Origin of the sequence: Psychrobacter proteolyticus (genome assembly GCF_039762275.1) — a bacterium.
GTDB lineage: Bacteria > Pseudomonadota > Gammaproteobacteria > Pseudomonadales > Moraxellaceae > Psychrobacter > Psychrobacter proteolyticus_C.
In genome coordinates this window covers 557,616-579,809 of sequence record NZ_JBDLOB010000002.1, presented here as the reverse complement: position 1 = coordinate 579,809, position 22,194 = coordinate 557,616, and the positions used below count along the sequence as shown (strand labels likewise).

Annotated in this window: 18 protein-coding genes; 8 read left to right on the top strand and 10 right to left on the bottom strand. The window is 42.7% G+C overall.

Features of this window, described 5'->3' with window-relative positions:
• Positions 1-139: 139 nt before the first annotated feature.
• Complete coding sequence (locus tag ABFV72_RS05495) at positions 140-2,308, bottom strand: YadA-like family protein (protein WP_347162735.1); 2,169 nt, start codon at positions 2,306-2,308, stop codon at positions 140-142.
• Positions 2,309-3,002: 694 nt separating this feature from the next.
• Here ABFV72_RS05495 and guaA point away from each other — a divergent pair.
• Positions 3,003-4,613 carry a glutamine-hydrolyzing GMP synthase gene (guaA, locus tag ABFV72_RS05490; RefSeq protein WP_347162734.1) on the top strand — a complete coding sequence of 537 codons (1,611 nt, stop codon included), beginning with the start codon at positions 3,003-3,005 and terminating at the stop codon, positions 4,611-4,613.
• A gap of 111 nt (positions 4,614-4,724) precedes the next feature.
• Here the strand turns inward: guaA and ABFV72_RS05485 are convergent, their stop codons facing one another.
• From ABFV72_RS05485 to ABFV72_RS05475, 3 genes are all read right to left on the bottom strand, one after another.
• Positions 4,725-6,473, bottom strand: coding sequence for a DUF262 domain-containing protein (locus ABFV72_RS05485; RefSeq protein WP_347162733.1), 1,749 nt, complete (start codon positions 6,471-6,473; stop codon positions 4,725-4,727).
• A 208-nt stretch (positions 6,474-6,681) separates the two neighbouring features.
• A complete protein-coding gene (locus ABFV72_RS05480; RefSeq protein ID WP_347162732.1) occupies positions 6,682-7,686 on the bottom strand; it encodes a YhdH/YhfP family quinone oxidoreductase in 1,005 nt (334 codons plus the stop codon).
• A gap of 192 nt (positions 7,687-7,878) precedes the next feature.
• On the bottom strand, positions 7,879-8,856 hold the full coding sequence (locus ABFV72_RS05475) for a zinc-binding dehydrogenase (RefSeq protein WP_347162731.1): 978 nt from the start codon (positions 8,854-8,856) through the stop codon (positions 7,879-7,881).
• A gap of 979 nt (positions 8,857-9,835) precedes the next feature.
• Here ABFV72_RS05475 and ABFV72_RS05470 point away from each other — a divergent pair.
• The 5 genes from ABFV72_RS05470 (at position 9,836) to oppF (ending at position 15,831) form a co-directional block, all read left to right on the top strand.
• Positions 9,836-11,506, top strand: coding sequence for an ABC transporter substrate-binding protein (locus ABFV72_RS05470; protein ID WP_347162730.1), 1,671 nt, complete (start codon positions 9,836-9,838; stop codon positions 11,504-11,506).
• A 189-nt stretch (positions 11,507-11,695) separates the two neighbouring features.
• The gene (gene oppB, locus ABFV72_RS05465; protein WP_191114461.1) at positions 11,696-12,616 is read left to right on the top strand and encodes an oligopeptide ABC transporter permease OppB; all 921 of its coding nucleotides are present in this window, start codon (positions 11,696-11,698) and stop codon (positions 12,614-12,616) included.
• Between the two features lie 98 nt (positions 12,617-12,714).
• Positions 12,715-13,620, top strand: coding sequence for an oligopeptide ABC transporter permease OppC (oppC, locus tag ABFV72_RS05460; RefSeq protein WP_347162729.1), 906 nt, complete (start codon positions 12,715-12,717; stop codon positions 13,618-13,620).
• Positions 13,621-13,647: 27 nt separating this feature from the next.
• Positions 13,648-14,805, top strand: coding sequence for an oligopeptide ABC transporter ATP-binding protein OppD (oppD, locus tag ABFV72_RS05455; protein ID WP_347162728.1), 1,158 nt, complete (start codon positions 13,648-13,650; stop codon positions 14,803-14,805).
• Between the two features lie 3 nt (positions 14,806-14,808).
• The gene (gene oppF, locus ABFV72_RS05450; protein WP_347162727.1) at positions 14,809-15,831 is read left to right on the top strand and encodes a murein tripeptide/oligopeptide ABC transporter ATP binding protein OppF; all 1,023 of its coding nucleotides are present in this window, start codon (positions 14,809-14,811) and stop codon (positions 15,829-15,831) included.
• Between the two features lie 110 nt (positions 15,832-15,941).
• On the opposite strand, the gene ABFV72_RS05445 is transcribed toward oppF, so the two are convergent.
• Positions 15,942-16,196: a DUF2798 domain-containing protein gene (locus tag ABFV72_RS05445; protein WP_101204702.1), complete on the bottom strand. Its 255-nt coding sequence runs from the start codon at positions 16,194-16,196 to the stop codon at positions 15,942-15,944.
• 344 nt (positions 16,197-16,540) lie between these two features.
• Here ABFV72_RS05445 and ABFV72_RS05440 point away from each other — a divergent pair, with 344 nt between their 5' ends.
• The gene (locus ABFV72_RS05440) at positions 16,541-17,260 is read left to right on the top strand and encodes an aspartate/glutamate racemase family protein (RefSeq protein WP_347162726.1); all 720 of its coding nucleotides are present in this window, start codon (positions 16,541-16,543) and stop codon (positions 17,258-17,260) included.
• A 25-nt stretch (positions 17,261-17,285) separates the two neighbouring features.
• On the opposite strand, the gene ABFV72_RS05435 is transcribed toward ABFV72_RS05440, so the two are convergent.
• On the bottom strand, positions 17,286-18,329 hold the full coding sequence (locus tag ABFV72_RS05435; RefSeq protein ID WP_347162725.1) for an NAD(P)H-dependent flavin oxidoreductase: 1,044 nt from the start codon (positions 18,327-18,329) through the stop codon (positions 17,286-17,288).
• Between the two features lie 279 nt (positions 18,330-18,608).
• Here ABFV72_RS05435 and ABFV72_RS13095 point away from each other — a divergent pair, with 279 nt between their 5' ends.
• Complete coding sequence (locus ABFV72_RS13095; RefSeq protein WP_431192081.1) at positions 18,609-18,803, top strand: abortive infection family protein; 195 nt, start codon at positions 18,609-18,611, stop codon at positions 18,801-18,803.
• A 114-nt stretch (positions 18,804-18,917) separates the two neighbouring features.
• Here ABFV72_RS13095 and ABFV72_RS05430 read toward each other — a convergent pair whose 3' ends face one another.
• The 4 genes from ABFV72_RS05430 to ABFV72_RS05415 form a co-directional block, all read right to left on the bottom strand.
• Positions 18,918-19,295: a DsrE family protein gene (locus tag ABFV72_RS05430; RefSeq protein ID WP_102078217.1), complete on the bottom strand. Its 378-nt coding sequence runs from the start codon at positions 19,293-19,295 to the stop codon at positions 18,918-18,920.
• Between the two features lie 177 nt (positions 19,296-19,472).
• The gene (locus tag ABFV72_RS05425) at positions 19,473-20,024 is read right to left on the bottom strand and encodes an acyl-CoA thioesterase (protein ID WP_347162724.1); all 552 of its coding nucleotides are present in this window, start codon (positions 20,022-20,024) and stop codon (positions 19,473-19,475) included.
• A 59-nt stretch (positions 20,025-20,083) separates the two neighbouring features.
• On the bottom strand, positions 20,084-21,181 hold the full coding sequence (locus tag ABFV72_RS05420; protein WP_347162723.1) for a YheT family hydrolase: 1,098 nt from the start codon (positions 21,179-21,181) through the stop codon (positions 20,084-20,086).
• 268 nt (positions 21,182-21,449) lie between these two features.
• Complete coding sequence (locus tag ABFV72_RS05415) at positions 21,450-22,052, bottom strand: YigZ family protein (protein ID WP_347162722.1); 603 nt, start codon at positions 22,050-22,052, stop codon at positions 21,450-21,452.
• Positions 22,053-22,194: the final 142 nt, after the last annotated feature.

The following is a 22,194-nucleotide window of genomic DNA, read 5'->3' as shown; positions in this document are numbered from 1 at the left end:
GATTAGCTTTCTCCTTATAGGCTTGATTATATCTAAGTAAATAAAAACCCCGCAATTGCGGGGTTTTTGTTTGGCTTGTTTTAGTGGTCTTTACTTTGTTTGTATAAACCAATGGTTTAAGCAAATACTTATAAATTACTTACCAAGCAAAAGTAACACCGCCACGTGCGCCTACTTTACCAGTATCAGTACCAAAACCAGCGCCTGTCGAAATGGTAACACTGTCACTTACTCGTCCAGCAAACGATGCGCTGATCGCAGTGCTACTATTGTAGTAGCCCGTACCGATAGTCATCGCATATTTCTTACCTGAAGGAATAACCGGTGTTTCCATCGACAATGCCATGGCTATACCGTCTTCTGCTTCATCTAAACGATCTTCTTGACGATTGTACTGACTACGCAAATCGTTGAACTGTCTGGCACTTGCAAATGAGTCTATACTACTGGTACCTAATGTACCGTTTGCATCCGCTGTCACGATACTGGTAGTACCAGATTGTGACGCAGTGCTCGCCTGTAATTGACCTGTACTGCCCAAGACGATTTGGTCATCATTTGCGGCAGCGGCTCCGTTACCGATAGCAATACCATTTGAGCCACTAGCAGTTGATTGGTTACCTAGGGCGATAGATCCTGCACCTTGTGCCATTGCGGCTTCACCAACAGCGGTCGAACGTACGCCTGTTGCAGAAGCTAAATGACCAAAAGCTTGCGCACGTTCAGCACTAGCGGTTGATTGCCAACCTATTGCGCTAGCTCCCGCTTGTGTTGCTTGAGCTTGAGCACCAACAGCAGTTGAAGAGGTACCAGAAGCTGTAGTTTGACGCACACCGCTTCTATCCCCACCGATCGCTACACCATCTAAACCTGAAGCTACCGAGTTATTACCAATCGCGACGGCATTATCTGATTCGGCGCTAGCTGCTTCGCCTACTGCTGTTGAGCGTAGACCAGTCGCTGATGCTAAGTGACCAAAAGCTTGCGCACGTTCACCAGTTGCTTCTGATTGCCAACCTACTGAAGTAGACCCTAAACCTGCGGCGTTTGCTTGGCCACCGACTGCGGTGGCTGAGTTCATACCAGCATTGGCTTGGTTACCAATCGCGACTGTATCATTAGTGCCACCAGCGACTGATTCGTTACCTAGTGCCACCGAGCGTTCGCCTTGTGCTTGCGCAGCTTCACCTACGGCGGTTGAACGCACACCGTTCGCTTGAGCCAAATGACCGAATGCTTGCGCACGTTCAGCATTTGCGCCTGATTGCCAACCGATAGCCGTTGCTCCTGGACCAGTCGCTACTGACTCGCCACCAACTGCCGTAGTAGAATTGCCAGTTGCATTGGCTGCATCACCTACTGCTAGAGCATCCACACCGTTAGCAATTGATTCGTTACCGATAGCGGTAGCGAAGCCAGATTGCGCGTCAGCGTTTTCACCAATGGCTAATGATCGCTCGCCTTGGGCGGTTGCTAGATGACCAAATGCCTGCGCACGTTCGCCAGTAGCTGCTGACTGCCAGCCTACGGAAGTAGACCCTAAACCTGCAGCATTGGCTTGACCGCCGACTGCGGTGGCCGAGTTCATACCAGCATTGGCTTGGTTACCAATGGCAACTGTATCATTAGTGCCGCCTGCTATTGCTGCCTCACCCACTGCGGTAGAGCGTTCGCCGTTCGCTTGGGCCAAGTGACCGAAAGCTTGAGCGCGTTCAGCATTTGCGCCTGATTGCCAACCGATAGCGGTTGCTCCTGGACCAGTCGCCACTGATTCACCGCCAACTGCCGTAGTAGAGTTGCCTTGCGCACTAGCACCAGCACCGATTGCCACAGCGTCATTACCATTGGCATTTGAACCAATACCGTCTTCGTCTAAAGTACCATCATTATTGACATCGTTATTACCGCCAATCGCGATTGCACCATTGCCTGTTGCGCTTGCATCTTCACCAACAGCAACTGACTGAATACCGATTGCAGAGGTCTGATGACCTAGTGCAGTTGATCGATTGCCTTGAGTAACTGCTTGCCATCCGATAGCCGTTGCACCGGCACCATTTGCTGCTGACTCGCCGCCAACTGCCGTAGTAGAAGGACCTGTTGCAGCTGAGTCTGTACCAACAGCAAGGGCATCCACACCTGTTGCAGTAGAATCAACACCGCATTCTAGAGCAGTGGTGTCAGTGCCTGCATTACAGTCTGGCGTTGCATCAGCAAATGCAGAGACTGAGGTTAGTGTTGCTGCGGCAACCGCCAAAGTGAGTGAGCTAAGCTTAAGTGCTGAGCGTTTCGAGAACTCCATTTCCATAATTTTCATCCTTTTTTAAGGCCCTAAAGGCTCTAGGTTGGTTAAGCGAGTATTAAAAGGGGTGTTTGCACTATCCGTCAGTCTAAAATAACTTTACTGCCAAATAATTTAACAATTGACCGTACAAATTTTTGTTAAACAGTTATTAATAAAGTCACTTTTAACTACCGTCAGAACAATGCAACTTTGTATCTAAAAGCGCGATTTGTATCTGCATTAGTAAGAACTAATTAATAATGTACACTGCTCCGTAATAAAAATCGATTAATATTTTTCCATTGTTTCAATATGATATGGTATTAAAAAGATGTCCTTCACGAACCTTGAAGAGTAAGTGTTAATTCAAGTAGTTGTATCATGAACTAGAACGATTAAAGTGATTCCGTAAAGTCTTATAGTTGCAGTATTTTTAGATGATTGTTCACTAATCACTATCCTGGATAAGGTTGTACTATAACTAAGCGATTGAAATTGAAGACTAGTGCAAATTTTATAGGCTGTTTGCGTAATTAGTAGAAAATTGCTAGTAAAAAATGAACGCCTATCAGGCTAGTTAGGAGTATTCGTAAGCTTGATTAGGCAGTTTCTGATAAAAAATCTATTGAATAACGAAATTTTGCGGAGGAAGTAACCCTTATAGTGCGTAAACTTGTTAAAATAGGGCACCAATTTATCTATTGATGGATATCGATTTATGACCACTGCTGCTGCCACTCCTGCAATCAAAGAAGATCGCATCTTAATCCTCGATTTTGGCTCGCAATATAGCCAGTTAATCGCTCGCCGTGTGCGCGATTCTGGGGTGTTTTGTGAGATGTTCCCTTATGACATCGACACTCAGCGCATCATCGATTTTGGCGCAAAAGGCGTCATCTTATCGGGTGGCCCTGAGAGTGTCCATGCAGAAAATAGCCCACGTATTAACGATGCGGTATTTGATCTAGGCGTGCCAGTACTAGGTATCTGCTACGGTATGCAAGCAATGGCAGATCGTTTTGGCGGGCAAGTTCATGCCAGTGATATCCATGAGTTTGGTGCAGCGACCATCGAAGTAAATGGTCACTCGCAGCTGACTGACGGTATCGAAGACAGCAAGACTGACAGCGCGGCTGCCAAGCTAAACGTTTGGATGAGTCATGGTGACAAGGTCATCGAAGTACCTGAAGGCTTTGATATCATCGCTAGCACGCCAAGCTGTCCGATCGCGATTATGGCCAATGATGACAAGCAATACTACGGCCTACAGTTCCACCCAGAAGTCACGCATACGCTACAAGGTCAAGCGCTGCTTGGTCGTTTCGTTCATCAAATCTGTGAATGTGCAGGTGAGTGGACGCCAGACAATATCGCTGATATGCGTATCGCACAGTTAAAAGAGCAAATCGGTGACAAGCAAGTATTGCTAGGTCTATCGGGCGGTGTCGATAGTTCAGTCGTTGCCGCGCTATTGCACAAAGCAATCGGCGATCAGCTGACCTGTGTGTTCGTCGATAACGGTCTATTGCGTCTGCATGAAGGTGACCAAGTGATGCAAATCTTTGCAGAAAACATGGGTGTAAAAGTCATCCGTGTTGATGCTGAAGACTTGTTCTTAGATGCGCTAGCAGGCGAGTCTGATCCAGAGAAAAAACGTAAAATCATCGGCAAAACCTTCATCGACGTATTCGCTGATAGCGCGCGTCAAGTGAGTGAGCAGAGCGATGGTAAAGTCGTTGAGTTCTTGGCACAGGGTACGATTTACCCAGACGTGATTGAATCTGCTAAGTCGCATCAAGGCAAAGCACACGTGATTAAGAGCCATCATAACGTAGGCGGTTTGCCAGATGATTTGGCATTTAAACTGATTGAGCCGTTACGTGATTTGTTCAAAGACGAAGTACGCAAGCTTGGTATTACGTTAGGGTTACCAGCCAAAATGATCTATCGTCATCCGTTCCCAGGTCCAGGTTTGGGCGTGCGTATCCTTGGTGAAGTCAAAAAAGAATACGCGGATATCTTGCGTTTGGCTGATGCAATCTTTATGCAAGAGCTTGAGCGCTCAGGCTGGTATGACAAGACGGCACAAGCATTTGCCGTATTCCAACCAATCAAATCTGTCGGCGTGGTCGGCGATGGCCGCCGCTATGCGTGGGTAATCGCGCTACGTGCGGTTGAGACTGTTGACTTTATGACGGCTCGCTTTGCGCATCTGCCGTATGATTTGATCGAGACAGTATCGAATCGTATCATGAATGAAATCGCTGAAGTATCTCGCGTGACTTATGATGTGTCGAGCAAGCCGCCTGCAACGATTGAGTGGGAATAACACTTAATAAAAGCTATCAAACCAAAGATCTAATTAGTTCAATATAGCAATAAAAAAGCACTCAACTTAGTTGGGTGCTTTTTTTGGTTATTAATAAATGTACAATTTTTTTTAACTTTCTAATGACCATTCCTGTAAAGCAAAATCTATGAGTCTTTGCTGTCTCTGTATACTAGATCTAGATGACCATCTGTCATTATCTAAGAAATCCTCTAACTCATTTTGAGTTTTAAAGGGAGCTTTCAAAAAGTAACCATTATTTTTACTCTCAAAATCTAAGTTACCTTTGCTTGAGTTTGAGCTTAAGGGATCAATAGTAAGGTTACCTAAGCTATGTAAGTAATTATCTCTAAAGCTTTCATCCATTTCAGGAAGTGTTTCTATATTACTAACAATTTTTACACTAGGGTTTTGACTAGCTATATGCTCAATAGATAGTTTTAATTTAGTACTGGTGTTAGTTAGCTCTTGTTCCGACATGGGTGAAGCTTTAGGCTGTACATTTTTTCTTAAGTAATTCTCATACTTCCAAAAAAAGTAGTTCAGATCTTTTTTATTAATCCAATTATACAAATCTGAATGAGATAAGCTCTCTCTGAAAGATTTTTCACTACAATACTTCATTACTAATGATACTAAAGAGTCAAATAATTTTTCAAAATCCCCATTAAAATTATTAGCTAAGTTGAGTAAACTTGATTGACCAGTATTACTACGACTCTGATTAATTGCATAGACCCTAAAACTATAAATATTCAAAATTTTTACTGTTTTCTCAAAATTTATTTTAGCTTCTGTTTGATCGAGCTTGTAAGTCTTTATTAACAGTGGCCAAAAATTTCCTAATCTATTGAGTATAAAAAGTTCTCTTACTGACAATGATTTAGATCTAAATATTTCATGAACAGTATAAAAGGTTTCTTTTAGCTGTTGTGTATATTCGTTTATGTACTTCAAAGCCTGAGTATTATTTCCAGAGGATATTAAAGTATTGACGTGATTTTTAGTCTCTTGAACATGCTGTTGGTATTCCTTATTCGTCCAACGTTCATGACAAATAAAGTGATATTGCAAGATAGAATCCTCTTCTATTTTTCCGTTGAACTGTTCATACTCCTTATAAATTTCACTGAATCGAGTCCTTATTTTTTTAAGTAAGGCTTCTGGTAAGTCATCAGAAGCTATGTAGCTTCTGTACATCATAAAGCTTTTTATCTTTTCTAAGTTTGTCAGCCCTTTACCTCGATCATTTGTCGTCTCAAAGATCAGCGTGGCTTCTGCGGTATCTTGTACTGAGTAAACTAATACACGTGAAAATTCATCTACTTTTGACTTTAAAATATCAAGCTCTGTTTTTGATAGTAAATCTAGTCGGCTGACGAAGAATTTTTTCGCTAAATGAAGACGACGTTGTGCTGGAGTTCTTACAAAGTTTTCACCATCTTTATCTTCAAGGATATAGCTATGAAAAAAATCATTATCTTCTTCCAAAGCACGTAATTTATATTGCTTATGATATTTAACGTATGTTTCATACAGAAGGTTTAAATTATCTTCATCATCTTCTGATGAACTAAGCTTTCGCATACGATTGATAAGACAGCTCATAAAAATTATTATTGTAGTTAGTCTTTGCTGTCCATCGACAATATCAATTATTTCATGGTTACCCTCTAGCCCTTTTTCTTCGAATAATACTGTGCCAAGGAAATAACTACGATTGAGTTTTTGGTTATTTAAATCGTCTAAGAATTCACGTAGTTGTAAGTCTGACCATGCATATGCCCTTTGATATTCGGGAATATTAAATATAGTACGACCACTAAAAAGACTAGATATCTTTTTCTCACCATTATCCATTTTTGAACCTTATCTACATTAATTTAATTATTGTTTGTTTCTCTCTATAGTATCTACAAAATAGCAAAAGTTCTCAAATATTTAAATTAAGATAGACTAATATCATGTAAAGATAAAAAAAGCCCATGAAATCATGAGCTTAATTTTTAAATATATCAATATGAGAATCTAGAAATAATTACTATTTCTATGAATTATCTTGTGAGCCTCAACCCTTCACATTCACCACATAACGCCCAACCACTTTGCTCGACATAAAGCGATCTAGGTATTCTGGCGTTTGCTCTAACGTAATCTCTTCACCATAGCTCTCAAGATTAGGCAGCTTCATATCGGTGGCAACACGTTTCCAAATGGCTTCTTTATCAGCCAACGGAATATAGACCGAGTCGATACCCAATAGCGATACTGCGCGGGTAATAAACGGCATGACCGTCATAGAAAACTCAGCGCCACCTGCTAGACCACAGCTCGTCACCGCGCCGCCCGCTTTGGTTTGCTTGAGCAAGTTAGATAGGTAATCGCCACCGATGGTATCGATAGCATTCGCCCATAGCTCACGGCCGACAGGTTTATTACCGATTTCATTGATGGTATCGCGATGACGGACTTCGCTTGCGCCAAGCTCTTTTAAATGCTCGCTTTGTTCTGGCTTACCTGAGAATGCAATCACGTCATAGCCGAGCTGCTTTAAGATAGCGATACTGATCGTACCTACGCCGCCTGTTGCGCCAGTCACAGCAACTGGGCCATCACTTGGTTTTGCACCCATTTTTTCTAACTTTTGGACACTCAGTGCTGCGGTTAGGCCGCCTGTACCGTAGGTCATTGCTTCTTTTAGTGTCAGCGTTTCTGGGCAAGGTAGCGCCCACTCTGCTGGTATAGAGATCATTTGACCCAGACCGCCATCCGTATCCATACCAAGATCATAGCCGAATACCAATACTTCTTGTCCTGCGCTAAACGTGCCTGACTTATCACTAACGACCACGCCAGCTGCGTCGATACCTGGGGTATGCGGGTATTGTTTGGTGATTCGTTTATTGCCCGTGGCTGACATCGCATCTTTAAAATTCAACGATGAATAATGTACTTCGATGAGTAAGTCATTCTCCGGTAAGTCACTGACTTTGCGCTCTTGAATGCTTTTTTTAAATTCGTCATCGCTGGTTTCTTCGACGACTAAGGCTTTGAACGTTGTATCGTTTGACATGGTTATATCCTTATTAAATATTATTATTTGGGTTGATGAGTACTTGCTTATGTATATGTCTTCATTAGAATTACCATAACAACAGTACGGTTAAAATAAAAAAGCCCATAGTATTATCTAACGAGTAATACAGATGGACTTTTCATATTTATGATGCCTTCAATGACAATCAATGCAAGGTTAAAGTATCACTTAAGGTTTTAGGATAACTTTACCTTTTTTGCTTGATTGTACTTTTCCAGAGACGGCAGTTGTGATGTCATCTAGACTATAAATGGCTTCGATTGGTAGCTTTAAGTCGCCATTCGAAGCGCGTTCTAGTAGCTCATCGATTAGACGTTGTTTGTTTTCCAGATCCATTTCTTGGCTGGTTTTGCTGCCCCAGAATCCTTTTACAACGGCCTGCTTAAAGATCAAGCTGCCAGCGTCTAGTGCCATTGGCTTGCCTGACATGATACCAAACGAGACCAGCGTGCCTTTGCTACCCAGTAATGATAGTAGCTCATTGCTCGACTCACCACCGACTGAATCGACGGCTGCTGTAATCTTGTCATCGCCAATGATGGCGCGAACTTGGTCTTTCCAGTCATCGTCAGCAGTGACGACATTGTTTTTGATACCGAGCGAGGTCAGCTCTTCTATCGCATCTTTACTACGGACAAGGTTGATCGTATTTACACCGCGTGCTGCTGCTAGCATCGCAAGCGTTTTACCCACAGCACCATTCGCCGCGTTATGAATAATCCATTGACCACTTTCTACTTCCAAGAATTCTAATAGCATCAAGGCAGACAACGGCATAGCGATCAGCTGAGCAGCTAACTCGTCTTCGATACTATCAGGCATGTTAAATACCATGCTGGCAGGTGCGACAAAATACTCTGCCCACGTCTCGTGCACACTGGCGCACGCCACACGTTGGCCGACGCTTAGGTCTGTGACGTCATCACCCACAGCATCGATAATACCTAACGCCTCACTACCACCGATGGCTGGCATCTCAGGCTTATAGCCGTATTGACCACTTACGGTTAGCAGGTCATGGTTGTGAATAGGGGAGAGGATGGTTTTGATACGGACTTCGTTGGCAGCTGGCTGCGGCATCGGGCTGTCGCCAACGCTCAATACGTTGGAGGGTTTGCCAAAGCTGTTATGAATAGCACTACGCATGATGATTTCCTTTATATATTTATGATTTAATTTATTTATAAGTGTATGAATAACCGATGATAAACATCATGTCATTGAGATCATTCATCGATGTATTTTTTCTTCTAGTAGAAACGATACCATGATAATGATGCTTAGAGATTATCGACTAACAAAGACACTATACTTAAAAATAGACTGGTCGTCTAGGAGTTGAATACATTTGCGCTAACGGGATTTTGTTATAGAAAGCTTGGCTTACATCGGTAATATTCTTTGTGTTACCGCTCACACTATTGTAGAGCTGTTCATTTTATTTGGTTTATGAGTTTCAGCAGGATTCTCTAATGACTAGGGCTTTTTAGAGAGAAACTAAAAAGAAAAATCATTGGTAACATGACTCAATGAATTACAGCGAATATCTTAATTAATCACCGTGCTACTCAAGGTCGCACTAGAACGTATCACATGAATGCTCTTCCATATAATTATCTAAATTATCAAATGCCTTACGCTTAATAATAGATTGCTATTCCAAGTATTAGTTCGTAAGCACTATAAAATGTCAAACATATGTCAGATACAATTTATAACATAAGAGTAGCATTTTGACGAATGATGGGTTTTTTATAAAAAAATCGGTTAAGTCCTTGTAGAATTCCATAAATTAGTATGTTTTTTGTTCGTTTTTACTCACTAATAATATATGCAAATGTTTGACTAAACTCACGTTTTTTATATGAACTGAAAAATTGTTGACATCGATAACTTTTTTTACTATTACTATTACCAATAGTTTTCTAACAAGCATTATGAACAGATGGTAGTCATCTAGACAGCCACTTCAAACAATCTAGATAATTATGATGATTGCAAAGTTACTGGTCAAATCATGGCCTTTAACGACGTAAATAATGCATATGAAAACGATATATTAACTGTAAATGGATTTACTACTAGATTAGTTAATCTGATTGCCACCTGCCTGCTAGGACGCCATATGACCCGCAATTCTGTCTCCCTTCGTACTGCTGTATTTTTACCGACTTCTCTTGTACTTGCCATGTTTATGACAGGGTGTAGTGATAATGCGGCCACTAATAGTACCAACTCATCAGCCAATATTGATCCAAACGTACTAGCAGATACTCAAGAGCTGGTCATCAATAATGGAACAGAGCCTGAATCGCTTGATCCACATAAAGTGTCTGGTGTACCTGAGTCTAATATTGGTCGTCAATTATTTGAAGGGCTGACCAATACCGATGCAGACGGTAAAACCATTCCAGGAATCGCAACTGAGTGGGAGAGTCCGGATAACAAAGTATGGACTTTCAAATTACGTGATGCCAAGTGGTCAAATGGTGATCCAGTCACTGCGCAAGACTTTGTTTATAGCATGCGCCGCCTAGTCGATCCTAATACAGCGTCGCCTTATTCAAGCTATTTGGTTGATGCTAAAGTAGTTGGTGCTGATAAAATCGTTGAAGGTGCTGCAGGTATAGATACGCTTGGAGTAAAGGCAATTGATGAAAAAACACTGCAGGTTACTTTGTCAGAGCCAGTACCTTATTTTCCAGATATGCTTATTCATAATTCCGTCAAACCTGTGCATCAAAAAACAATCGAAGCATTTGGTGATAAATGGACAGATCCTGCCAATATCGTTGTCAACGGCCCTTATAAAGTCAGTAAATGGCAGATTAACGATGAGCTAGTCTTGACACGTAATACTTCTTATTATGATGATGCCAATACAACGCTTGATACCATCACGATGCTACCTATTCCCTCTAGCACGACCGATGTAGCACGCTATCAGGCTGGTGAAGTGGACGTCACTTATAATGAGATTCCAACCGAGCAGTTTGCTTCTTTGAAAGAGAAAAATGGTGATGAGCTTAGAGTTTCACCTTATCTCTGTACCTATTATTACGAGTTCAATACCGTCAAGCCTCCTTTCGACAACCCTAAAGTACGTCGTGCCTTAGCCTTGTCACTAGATCGTGACACCATTGCCGATAAGGTTATCGGACAAGGCCAAACAGCGGCTTATCAGCTCACACCTATAGCAGCTAATGGCAAGGTGGAAAACAAACCAGAATGGTCCACGTGGGATAAAGAGAAGCGTATTGCTGAAGCTAAGAAACTACTGAATGAAGCTGGCTACAACGAGAGTAATCCGCTCTCCTTTGAGCTGCTTTATAACACCAATGACAATCATAAAAAGGTCGCAGTTGCCGCCACTTCGTTATGGAAACAAGCGCTCGGTTTCGTCGATGTAACCTTGACCAATAAAGAATGGAAAACCTATCTTGATACACGCCGAAACGGTAACTATCAAATCGCTCGTGCTGGTTGGTGTGCCGACTACAACGAACCTTCAGCATTTTTGAATATTGCCAAATCTGACAATAGCGGTAACTACGGTAAGTACGCCAATGCCAATTTTGATAGCTTAATGGCTCAAACGTTAAAAGCGGGCGTCACGCCTGAGCAACGTGCAAGCTTATATCAAAAAGCGGAAGCACAGTTAGATCAGGATATGGGGCTACTTAATATCTATCACTATGTCAGCCCTCGTTTGGTAAAACCTTATGTCATCGGCTTTTCAACGAAAGATCCTCTAGACAACTGGCAAGGTAAAGATATCTCTATCGCCAAGCACTGATCATTAAGCACTGATCATCAAAGAATTACCATCCAATAGTCTTATTAGCAGGCGCTATGAAAAGGAGTAATTCCGATTGATAGCGTCCGTCTGCTATGGACCAGAGAAAGTCTGAAAGTGGCGTAAATACTCAAAACGAGCATTTTGAAATCAAGCGTTGTTGTACAGGTAACCTTATAAAGAGGCATTATGCTAAAGCTTATTTTTCGGCGGATTTTAGAAGCCATTCCGACCATGTTTGTTTTGATAACCGTGTCTTTTTTTATGATGCGTTTGGCACCGGGCAGTCCTTTTACTAGTGAGCGTAGTTTGTCGCCAGCAGTATTGGCCAATATCGAAGCCAAATACAATCTCAATGATCCTATGTGGCTGCAATATGTTAATTATCTAAAGCAGCTGGCTCTAGGCGATTTCGGACCATCCTTTAAGTATAAAGACTATACGGTCAATGAATTGTTATCGCAGTCCTTTCCGGTATCAATGGAACTTGGCTTGTACGCTTTTATATTAGCACTGGTGTTAGGGCTTATTCTTGGGGTGATAGCTGCGCTCAAGCAAAACTCTTGGATGGATTATATTCTAATGGCGTTTGCCATGACAGGTGTCGTGATTCCAAGCTTTGTAAAAGCCCCCTTATTAGTACTGGTGTTTGCGATTCTTTTACAGTGGCTGCCAGCTGGTGGCTGGAATGATGGAGCAGTGCGAAACCTGATACTGCCCGTTACAGCTTTAGCATTGGCTTACGTCGCTAGTATTGCACGTATCATGCGTGGCTCGATGATTGAGGTGATGAATAGTCAGTATATCCGTACGGCAAAGTCTAAAGGGTTGCCGATGCGTCGAATCGTGATGAAACATGCGCTCAGACCAGCATTACTACCTGTGATCTCTTATCTGGGTCCTGCATTCGTCGGCATTATTACTGGCTCTATCGTAATCGAGACTATTTTTGGTTTACCGGGTATCGGGCAGCTATTTGTGAATGGTGCGCTGAATCGCGATTATGGTGTTGTACTTAGTTTGACCATTTTGGTTGGTGTATTGACGATTGCCTTTAATGCCATCGTCGATATTTTATACGCCATTATTGATCCAAAAATTCAATATTAATATTGATATTAATGGCCACTTAAAGCACACCGTATAAATGCCAATTATCGCTTAAAAATAAATATTAGATTCTCAATTAAATGAGTAAGAGGACGACTATGAGCCTGACCGTAGACCAGCCAACCGAGCTTATGGAACTGCCTATCAAAGAGATAAAAGGCCGTAGCCTTTGGCAAGATGCATGGCGCCGCTTTTATCAAAACAAAGCGGCAGTGACGAGCTTTTTTATCCTATTACTCGTCGGTATGTTCGTCATATTTGTACCTATGCTAGCACCTTTTGGTTATGCAGAGACTGATTGGAACTTTATGCAATCTGCACCGTCTATTGAAAACAAGCACTACTTCGGTACGGACTCACTCGGTCGTGATTTACTCGTGCGTACAGCAGTCGGCGGGCGAATATCACTATTAGTGGGTATCGCTGGTGCAACGGTGGCGGTATTGGTTGGTACAGTGTATGGCGCAACGTCAGGCTATCTAGGCGGTAAGGTAGATATGATTATGATGCGCTTTTTGGAGATTCTAAGCGCCTTTCCATTTATGTTTTTTGTGATTCTACTAGTGACGATATTTGGTCGTAACCTTATTTTAATTTTCGTCGCTATCGGCTTAGTCTCTTGGCTAGATGTCGCTCGCATCGTCCGTGGTCAAACACTGAGTCTGAAGAGTAAAGAGTTTATTGAAGCGGCGCACGTTGGTGGGGTATCAGGTTTTGATATTATCCTGCGTCATATCGTGCCCAACGTGCTTGGTGTGGTTGTGGTGTATGCCTCTTTGCTAGTGCCAACGATGATTTTATTTGAGTCGTTTTTAAGCTTTTTAGGGCTTGGTGTGCAAGAGCCAATGACCAGTTGGGGTGCGCTACTCCAAGAGGGTTCACAAACAATGCAAGTTGCTCCTTGGCAAATTTTGATTCCCTCGGCTTTTTTAGTCATTACTTTATTTTGTTTTAACTTTATCGGCGATGGTCTACGTGATGCGTTTGACCCTAAAGACCGCTAGACTCAAGCTCGCTAGGAGAACAACATCATGTCAATACAAGATAGCAATAGCGCACCTGAGAAAGTAGACTCTACTGTTCGTAAAGTGAGCGCTGACTCAGTGCTCAATGCCCAAGCCAATCAGGCTAAACAAATTAGTCAAGAAAGCAGTTTATTAGCAGTTAAAGATTTATCTGTGCAATTTACAACCGAAGATGGACTTGTGACTGCAGTGAATGGTTTGAATTTTAATCTGCATGATGGTGAGACGTTGGGTATCGTTGGTGAGTCGGGCTCTGGCAAGTCACAGACGGCTTTCGCTATCATGGGTCTGCTAGCAAAGAACGGCCGAACCAAAGGTTCCGTAAAATTTGAGGGCAATGAGTTATTAGGCTTATCGCAAAGAGCATTGAATAAGATTCGTGCTGAGCAAATCGCTATGATCTTCCAAGATCCGATGACCTCACTCAATCCATATATGAAAATAGGCGATCAGCTTGCCGAAGTGTTGATTCTACATAAAGGAATGAGTAAAAAAGATGCGTGGGCGGAGTCGATCCGTATGTTAGATGCGGTCAAGATTCCTGAGGCAAAAAAACGGATTGGTATGTATCCGCATGAGTTTTCAGGAGGTATGCGCCAACGGGTAATGATTGCGATGGCACTCCTCTGTCGTCCGAAATTATTGATTGCCGATGAGCCAACGACGGCGCTTGATGTGACCGTGCAAGCACAGATTATGGTGCTGTTAAATGAGCTAAAGCGTGACTTTGGTACCACTATTATTATGATTACTCATGATTTGGGTGTGGTAGCTGGTATCTGTGATCGGGTACTCGTGATGTACGCTGGTCGTACCATGGCGTATGGGGAAACGGAAGAGATTTTTTATACGCCGACGCATCCTTATACCATCGGGCTATTAAAAGCTATTCCGCGTCTCGATGATGACAAAGGCAAGCTTGAGACCATTCCTGGTAGTCCACCGAACCTACTCAATCTACCGACTGGCTGTCCTTTTCATGAGCGTTGTACGCATGCCATGGATATCTGCCGTGATGTACCACCGCCGCTTGAGTTTTTACCAAATGAGCGTCAACGTGCTTGCCATTGGCATCCTGAGATGCAGATTGATGATTCAGCAGACGTTACTAAGGGTATGGCAACAGATACTGATATCAATAACCTATCAACATTGGAGGGCTAGGATATGACATTATCTAATATAAGCATAGTCAAAGAAAGCCAAGCTCCACTACTACAAGTGCAGGATGTGCATACGACGTTTAATATCAAACAAAAAGGGACGTACTTTTGGCAAAAGCCTGACACCTTAAAGGCTGTCAATGGTGTCTCGTTTGAGCTATTCGCTGGCGAGACTTTAGGTGTGGTAGGTGAGTCGGGCTGCGGTAAATCAACGCTGGCAAGAACGATTATCGGCTTAGTGAGAGCCAATGCTGGCAGCATAAAGTTTGGTGATGAAGAGATAGTAGGCGCCTCTAAGAAAACCATGAGAATAAAGCGCAAAGACATTCAAATGATATTCCAAGATCCGCTAGCGTCGCTTAACCCACGCATGACGGTAGGCGATATCATCGCAGAACCGCTGCGTACCTACTATCCAGAAATGAAGAAATCTGACGTACAAGATGAAGTGCGTACAATGATGAAAAAGGTTGGGCTGTTGTCTAATCAGATTAACCGCTATCCGCATGAGTTTTCTGGAGGTCAGTGTCAGCGTATTGGAATTGCTCGCGCCCTAATACTAAAGCCTAAAATCATCATCTGTGATGAGCCAGTATCGGCTCTTGATGTCTCGATTCAAGCGCAAGTCATTAACTTGTTGCAAGACATACAGCAAGAGATGGGGTTGGCGCTTATCTTTATCGCCCATGATCTATCAGTGATTAAACATATCGCGGATAGAGTGCTTGTTATGTATTTAGGTCATGCCGTCGAGCTAGGTATAAACGAAGCTGTATATGGAAATCCGACGCATCCTTATACACAAGCGCTGATGTCAGCGGTACCATTACCTGATCCTATTGCCGAACGTAATAAGGTCATTCAGTTATTAGAAGGCGACTTACCAAGTCCAATCAATCCACCGTCAGGCTGCGTATTCCGTACTCGCTGTCCAATAGCGGATAGCGAGTGTGCACAAATCAAACCTGTGTTAGAAGGGACTTTGGACCATAGAGTGGCTTGTTTAAAGAATAAGGTTGAGCTTTAATTAACCTACATCCATGATGCTATCGGTATAAAGAACACTAGTATAGATAATTCATCAGCGTAGTCAGTGATGTCCACTATGTAGTGATTTTAGCTGCGGTAGGGCATATTTCAATAAAACTCTATTCTACTCAGTACATGCTCTTGTATTAGATAGGCGCAGATGTACGCACTTGGCCACGCAAAGATAAAGGCCAGTCCCCAAGAATGCATTAATTCTGTAAAAAAGCCATCAACGTAGCCTACTTTTACTAATAATAGCGCTGACGAGATAATAAGCGACATCATCATCGCCATCAGACCTGTAAAGATAAGGCGATAGAGCTTGCGACGAATGCGTATTCTGATAGTGGGGAAGTTGGTCATAGTATTTGGTGTCCTACAAAATGATAGCAATTAATGACGCTCAGCCTATGATGCTGGCGTATGGCACAAATATAATTATGCGGTAATAAATAAGCGTAACTGACAAGATAGTTGGCTACGAGGGCACATGATACGCTTCGAAAATGAGTAGGTAAAATCGTTATTATTAATGGTAGGGTTTGCGATATGTTATTAATATGATTATTGTCTTTAAGGCAGCATTTTAAAGCTTTTTGAAGAGGATATTTCTAAAACGAATATCTCTAAAAATAGCGCGTTCTCAACAGTCGGTTTTGCTACGATAACTTACTATAACTAAGACCAAAAATAACTGGGAGTATAGTATGGAAGTTCAAGAACAACGAGGGTCTCAACAAAAAACATTAGGAATCATCGGTGGTATGAGCTGGGAGAGTACCGAGAGCTATTATCGTCTGATTAATGAAGGTGTCAAGCATCAGCTTGGCGGACTACATTCAGCAGATTTGTTGATTCATAGTGTGGATTTTGCGTTGATTAATGCGCTACAGGAGCAAGGCAGATGGGACGAGCTAGGCGTGATAATGGCTAGCAGTGCTCAGCGTCTACAAGCAGCTGGCGTACAAGGAATCATGATTGCCTCTAACACGATGCACAAACTGGTCGATGACGTGCGCTCCGCCACAGACTTGCCATTGACTCACATCGCTGATGCGACTACTGATGCTATCAAAAAACAAAATCTCACCAAAATAGCCTTACTTGGTACTCAGTTTACGATGACTCAAGATTTCTATAAGCAGCGTCTTATTGATGCGGGTTTACAAGTATTGATACCAGAAGATGAGGCGAGAGCAGAAGTACATCGCATTATCAAAAAAGAGCTGTGTGTCGGTGAATTTAAAGACAGCTCACGAGCGTATTATCGTCAAGTGATTAAAGATTTGGCAGCGCAAGGGGCAGAGGGTGTGATCTTGGGCTGCACAGAGATTGGTCTACTTATCAAACAGGCTGATAGCCCCATACCTGTATTTGATACCACAGCTATTCATGCAGCTGCGGCGGTAGATTTTTTATTAGAGTAGTGCGAACTGATAAAAATACCTAAGCCTATAACGTTTTTACCAGTCGCTCAAGCAGTTCAAACGTGCTCTCTTGTTTGACCAAAGTTACCCCTTGTCCTGCCCATAAGGATTGATGTTCTGCATCCATATTCTTAGACGCATGAGCTCGCATAGATTTGGACATGGCATTTAATTGTGGGTAGGGAGGTAGCTCGTCAGCGCTTTCAAATTGAGCAAAATCACGCAGATAATCGTTTAATAAACCACGAGCGAGCTTACCTGAAAATAATCGAGTTAAGCGTGTCTCTGAGCTGCGTCTGCTGTGACTGGCATCGAGTAAGGCTTGTTTATAAGTATCATTGATACCACATTGGTCGGTGGTCAAAAACGCCGTCCCCATTTGTGCAAGCTCAGCACCTGCCGCTTGTACTGCCTTGATATCCTGTCCTGTCATAATGCCACCTGCTGCAATCAAAGGAATATCAGTACAGGCGCGGGTTTGGGCAATCAAAGTCAATAATACCAATGGATCGCTTGCACTTTGCGGTAACCAACCACCGCGATGACCTCCCGCTTCGACCCCTTGTACACATACCGCATCTGCGCCAATATCTGCCCATGCTTTCGCTTCTAGTGGATGATTGGCAGTGCCGATGACGCGTGTGCCGAGACTTTGCAGACGCTGAACTTGCTCAGCACTGATAATACCAAAGGTAAAACTGGCAACGGGAACGGGGTTATCATAGAGCACTTGTAGCTGCTCTGCGAAGCTCTGCGCTGGGCGTTCAGGTAGTGCAATTTCGATATTATTGTCTTGATAGTATTGACTTAGCCAAGCGGGAATTTCGGTATCAAAGGTCGTGGATTCTTGCTCAGACAATACCATGAGATTGACCATAAACGGACGGTCGGTGAGCGATTTAATGGTACTAATTTGGCTGGTCAAAACATTTGGCGCAGTCATGCCAGATCCTAATGAGCCCAGTCCGCCAAAATTACTGACCGTCGCTGCCAGTTCAGGCGTGGTTGCTCCTGCCATTGGCGCTTGGATAATCGGGTAGGTGATATTAAGCGTATCAAGTAAGCTCATGAATGGTTCCTTTTTATTAGGATATTTACATGGCTTACTTTAACAGAGCTGAGTAAAGAGTATGTGAGATAGTGTTTATTTAGTTGCTGAATAGGGTGGTGGGTTTTGACTACGGAGTTGTAGTTAAGATAGTTGACTACAAAACTGTAGTTAAAGCTTATTAATACATATACTTGAGATCACTAAATATCTAGCCAAAGAAAGTTGAAATAAATAATGAGTAAAATATCTCAAATTACTCGACGTGACATATCTAACAAGGCAAAAGCAGCGAGCTAAATAAGACAGATTCTAGGTAGTTTGTCCGCTGTTGTCCAAGGCATTGCAGAGGTTAGAAAAGAATATGGTAGTGGTCATGGCAAAGATAGTAATTTTAAAGGTCTACAACCTAGACACGCTAAGTTAGCAGTTGGAGCATCATCTACCTTAGCTATATATCTACTAGAAACGCATGAAATGAGAAAATATAATTAAAATTTATCTTTTTAAGAAAGTTTGCTCACCTAGAAGGTAAAAAATAGGTCAGCTTTAAAGCCATCAAAAGATGACTAAGAAACTGACCCATTCTTATAATTCTACTTTTTACTATTAATTCAACTGCAACGACCCTTTCGCATTCATCAGTAGCTCAACCACATCATCACCGCTAATCACTTCAAAGCGCTTATCGATATCTGACTCTTCTACGCCGTTGTGCTTCATGCAGGCACCGCAGACCAATACTTGACCACCTTTTTCGATAAAGGCTTCTAGTAATTCACCAGCTGGCTCAAACGGATCGCCGATATCTACATTGTCTAGCGCGTTTGGTTTTGCCAAATGCACCGCATCCACCATTAATATCACAGTAGCAGAATGGCCTTTTTTCAGTGCCACGCCTGCCATGGTAAACGCTAAAGTAATTTTGCTTGGGTTTGATTCACTATTATCAAATAACGTACCGACATAATCTGTTGTATTAGCCATATTATTCTCCTTATAAGACTATATTTGTTTTGTCTGAGTATGTACTCACCACTATCCTAACATTTATTATATGTATTTATATAATGAGTTGTTATGAAATAGTAGCTATAAGGTTGCTTGCTTGTACCGTCTGTTAAATAAGATAAAAGTAATTAATTACTAGCTTATAAAGTTAAGTTAGTCAGCTGTATCGACAGGCGGCCACGGACGATCAGCATCACTTTTAATCCACTCAGCTACGTAACCCGTTGGCGGTAGATCCCAGTCAGATTGGCCTAGTGCAGCCAATACTTGTGCTGTGTCGATCACTCTACCACCCTTTGTCACACCAGTACGCAGTAGTCCAGATGAGCAGGGCTGTCCTTTGACCCACATTGATTGTTCGATATAGAGCCAGCGCGCGTCGATACCGACGATTTTGGTCTTGAGTGTGACTTTTTGAAAGGCACGAATACGCTTACGGTATTGAATAGTGCTTCCAGCGATGACCAAGCCCCAGCGTTTTTTTAACAACTGCTTGCCAAGCCCAGTCCGTACTGCAAAGTCCATACGACCCAAATCATACAGCGTAAATACGCGGCCGTTATTCATCTCCAAAAAATTATCTATATCGGATAAGCGGCAGCGAAACTGAATCTCACTAGTGTCCTTAAACGTCAGTGTATCGCCCTTTTTTGCTTTTAGAGCAGCATGAGCGATGGTGCTAGCATAACGGATAAATGGGTACATAAAACACTCTCAAAAGGTTATAAACGTTGGCGTTATTATTTTGTCATTGATGACAGTGATTACTTATTGTCAGAGACCACATCCTGAGAAGGCTCGCTAATAGAAGCCACACCAATCCAATTAAAATAAGCGCTGACCGTTTCAGGTATCCAGTTGATATCGAATTTTGAAGTCTTGGACTCTTTATCATTGGTGACAGACGATTTGCTTTTGGACTGACCGTTATCTGAGCGATAACGCAGATAACCGATGTGCCCACCGTGCTCAGTATCTAAGATAGTGACACTATCAGAGACATCATTTGGGGTAGCGGTAAAGCCAATAAAAGGATCATCTTTTGCACTGATTAATAGCAGAGGGTGAGTGACGTTGCGCAAATACGGCATGGCGGATGCAGTATGGTAATAGTCGTTTTTGGAGCGATATCCGTGACGCGGCGCGGTAAAGATATCATCGAAATCACTGATACGATTGGCAGCTTTGATAGAGTTGATTTCATCTTGAGTAAGATCGTTTGCCAATGCTTTTTTGATAATTGGGTTAAGCAGATAAGGCGTATAGATACGATGACTCAAAAAGCTGTGCATAGTAATGGCAGCTGAGGACATATCGACTGGCGCGGAGATAACCACTGCACCTTTACATAGGACTTTGTCCTCATATTCGCCCATGTATTTGGCCAGTGCATTGCCTCCCAATGAGACGCCAACGGCATAGATATTGGCATACTGCTCACGCAAGTTTTGTAGCGCATGATGCACCTCATCAGTGTCGCCTGCATTATAAAATACTGTGCCACTAGCAGGGATACCACCGCAACTACGGAAATGCGCTACCACAAAGTGCCAGCCTTGCGCGTGCATTTGGTACGCTAGTGCGCGCGCGTAATGACTGTCACTACTGCCTTCCATCCCGTGGAATAGAACAATCAATGGGGTTTGCTCAAGCTCGCCATCTTTTGACACTGCTACAGGGTGCGTATCATAGAAATCATAAGCAATATCACTCTCGTCCAATGAGTCTTTTTCGACCACGCGGCGGTAGGTCGGTGCCTTTGGCGCAAAAAACTTGGGCAGGATGCTTTGCAGATGGGGATTGGTCAGCCAAAATGGTGGCTTAAAAGGTGCTGGAGAGAATGGTTTGGTTGAAGTTGACATATATTGGTCTTATTTAATAATCGTGAAAAAACAAATAGAGGAGCGTGGTAAGGGTTTTTTATCATAACGCCAGTACCTGTGAAAACCAATAATTTTCAGTGAACGCATGATTACTGAAAACAGCTACTGGAAATTAGCTACTGAAAGCAGTTACTGAGAAGTAGGTGCTAAAAATCATTTACCGAGAAACAGTTACTGAAAAAATCTAACAAATAAATATATTGAAAAGAGAACTATCTGAAACGGCCGATGAGTAGTTAGTTATATTTTAGTCTTCTAGCTTATCTAATACTCGACCATCCATTGCTAAACGCTCTTTTAAATTTTCGACATCTGCTTCAGCAAATGTGGCGGTTAGGGTTACTTGCTTGCTATAGGCGACATCGTCGATGTGACCGCCAAGACTTTCTATTATATAGCGGCATTGCGCTTCAGTCGCAAATTCGGCCAGTATTTGAATCTGGGTCATCGGTACATAAGGGTTTAGTATCATCTCGTCGACGGCCGCTTGAGCAGAGCCTGCATAAGCACGAGTAAGACCGCCAGCACCCAATTTGATACCACCGAAGTAACGTACTACGATGATAATCACATTGCCGATTGACTTATGTTGTAGCACATTCAATATCGGTCGACCCGCTGTACCACTTGGCTCGCCATCATCATCGAAACCAGCACTAGTGGTATTATCTGGATCACCGATGATGTATGCCCAGCAGAAGTGCCGTGCATCGGGGTATTGCTCTCGCAGTTGTTCCACGTGAAACATTGCTTGCTCACGAGAGGTCACCGGATAGGCGTAAGCGATAAACTCAGATTTTTTAATTTCGAGTCGCGTGGTAACGGCACGTTTTAGCGTTTGATAGCTCATATTTCATCAGGCTTAGGTTGGATATGTTAAACTGGTCTGACTTTCACTGGCTTTTGTATTGAGCACAGTGTTCATTTAATTTTTCATTATAGTACCATTTCTAACCATCGAAGATAACGAGCCGCTCACGGCTGAGTGCTGG

Excerpts from the sequence above, each read along its gene's own strand:
- oppD (WP_347162728.1), top strand. The coding sequence starts at position 13,648 with ATGTCAATACAAGATAGCAATAGCGCACCTGAGAAAGTAGACTCTACT.
- ABFV72_RS05480 (WP_347162732.1), bottom strand. The coding sequence starts at position 7,686 with ATGTCAAACGATACAACGTTCAAAGCCTTAGTCGTCGAAGAAACCAGC.
- guaA (WP_347162734.1), top strand. The coding sequence starts at position 3,003 with ATGACCACTGCTGCTGCCACTCCTGCAATCAAAGAAGATCGCATCTTA.
- ABFV72_RS05475 (WP_347162731.1), bottom strand. The coding sequence starts at position 8,856 with ATGCGTAGTGCTATTCATAACAGCTTTGGCAAACCCTCCAACGTATTG.
- oppC (WP_347162729.1), top strand. The coding sequence starts at position 12,715 with ATGAGCCTGACCGTAGACCAGCCAACCGAGCTTATGGAACTGCCTATC.
- ABFV72_RS05420 (WP_347162723.1), bottom strand. The coding sequence starts at position 21,181 with ATGTCAACTTCAACCAAACCATTCTCTCCAGCACCTTTTAAGCCACCA.
- ABFV72_RS05485 (WP_347162733.1), bottom strand. The coding sequence starts at position 6,473 with ATGGATAATGGTGAGAAAAAGATATCTAGTCTTTTTAGTGGTCGTACT.
- oppB (WP_191114461.1), top strand. The coding sequence starts at position 11,696 with ATGCTAAAGCTTATTTTTCGGCGGATTTTAGAAGCCATTCCGACCATG.
- ABFV72_RS05495 (WP_347162735.1), bottom strand. The coding sequence starts at position 2,308 with ATGGAAATGGAGTTCTCGAAACGCTCAGCACTTAAGCTTAGCTCACTC.
- oppF (WP_347162727.1), top strand. The coding sequence starts at position 14,809 with ATGACATTATCTAATATAAGCATAGTCAAAGAAAGCCAAGCTCCACTA.
- ABFV72_RS05425 (WP_347162724.1), bottom strand. The coding sequence starts at position 20,024 with ATGTACCCATTTATCCGTTATGCTAGCACCATCGCTCATGCTGCTCTA.
- ABFV72_RS05415 (WP_347162722.1), bottom strand. The coding sequence starts at position 22,052 with ATGAGCTATCAAACGCTAAAACGTGCCGTTACCACGCGACTCGAAATT.
- ABFV72_RS05435 (WP_347162725.1), bottom strand. The coding sequence starts at position 18,329 with ATGAGCTTACTTGATACGCTTAATATCACCTACCCGATTATCCAAGCG.
- ABFV72_RS05470 (WP_347162730.1), top strand. The coding sequence starts at position 9,836 with ATGACCCGCAATTCTGTCTCCCTTCGTACTGCTGTATTTTTACCGACT.
- ABFV72_RS05440 (WP_347162726.1), top strand. The coding sequence starts at position 16,541 with ATGGAAGTTCAAGAACAACGAGGGTCTCAACAAAAAACATTAGGAATC.
- ABFV72_RS05445 (WP_101204702.1), bottom strand. The coding sequence starts at position 16,196 with ATGACCAACTTCCCCACTATCAGAATACGCATTCGTCGCAAGCTCTAT.
- ABFV72_RS05430 (WP_102078217.1), bottom strand. The coding sequence starts at position 19,295 with ATGGCTAATACAACAGATTATGTCGGTACGTTATTTGATAATAGTGAA.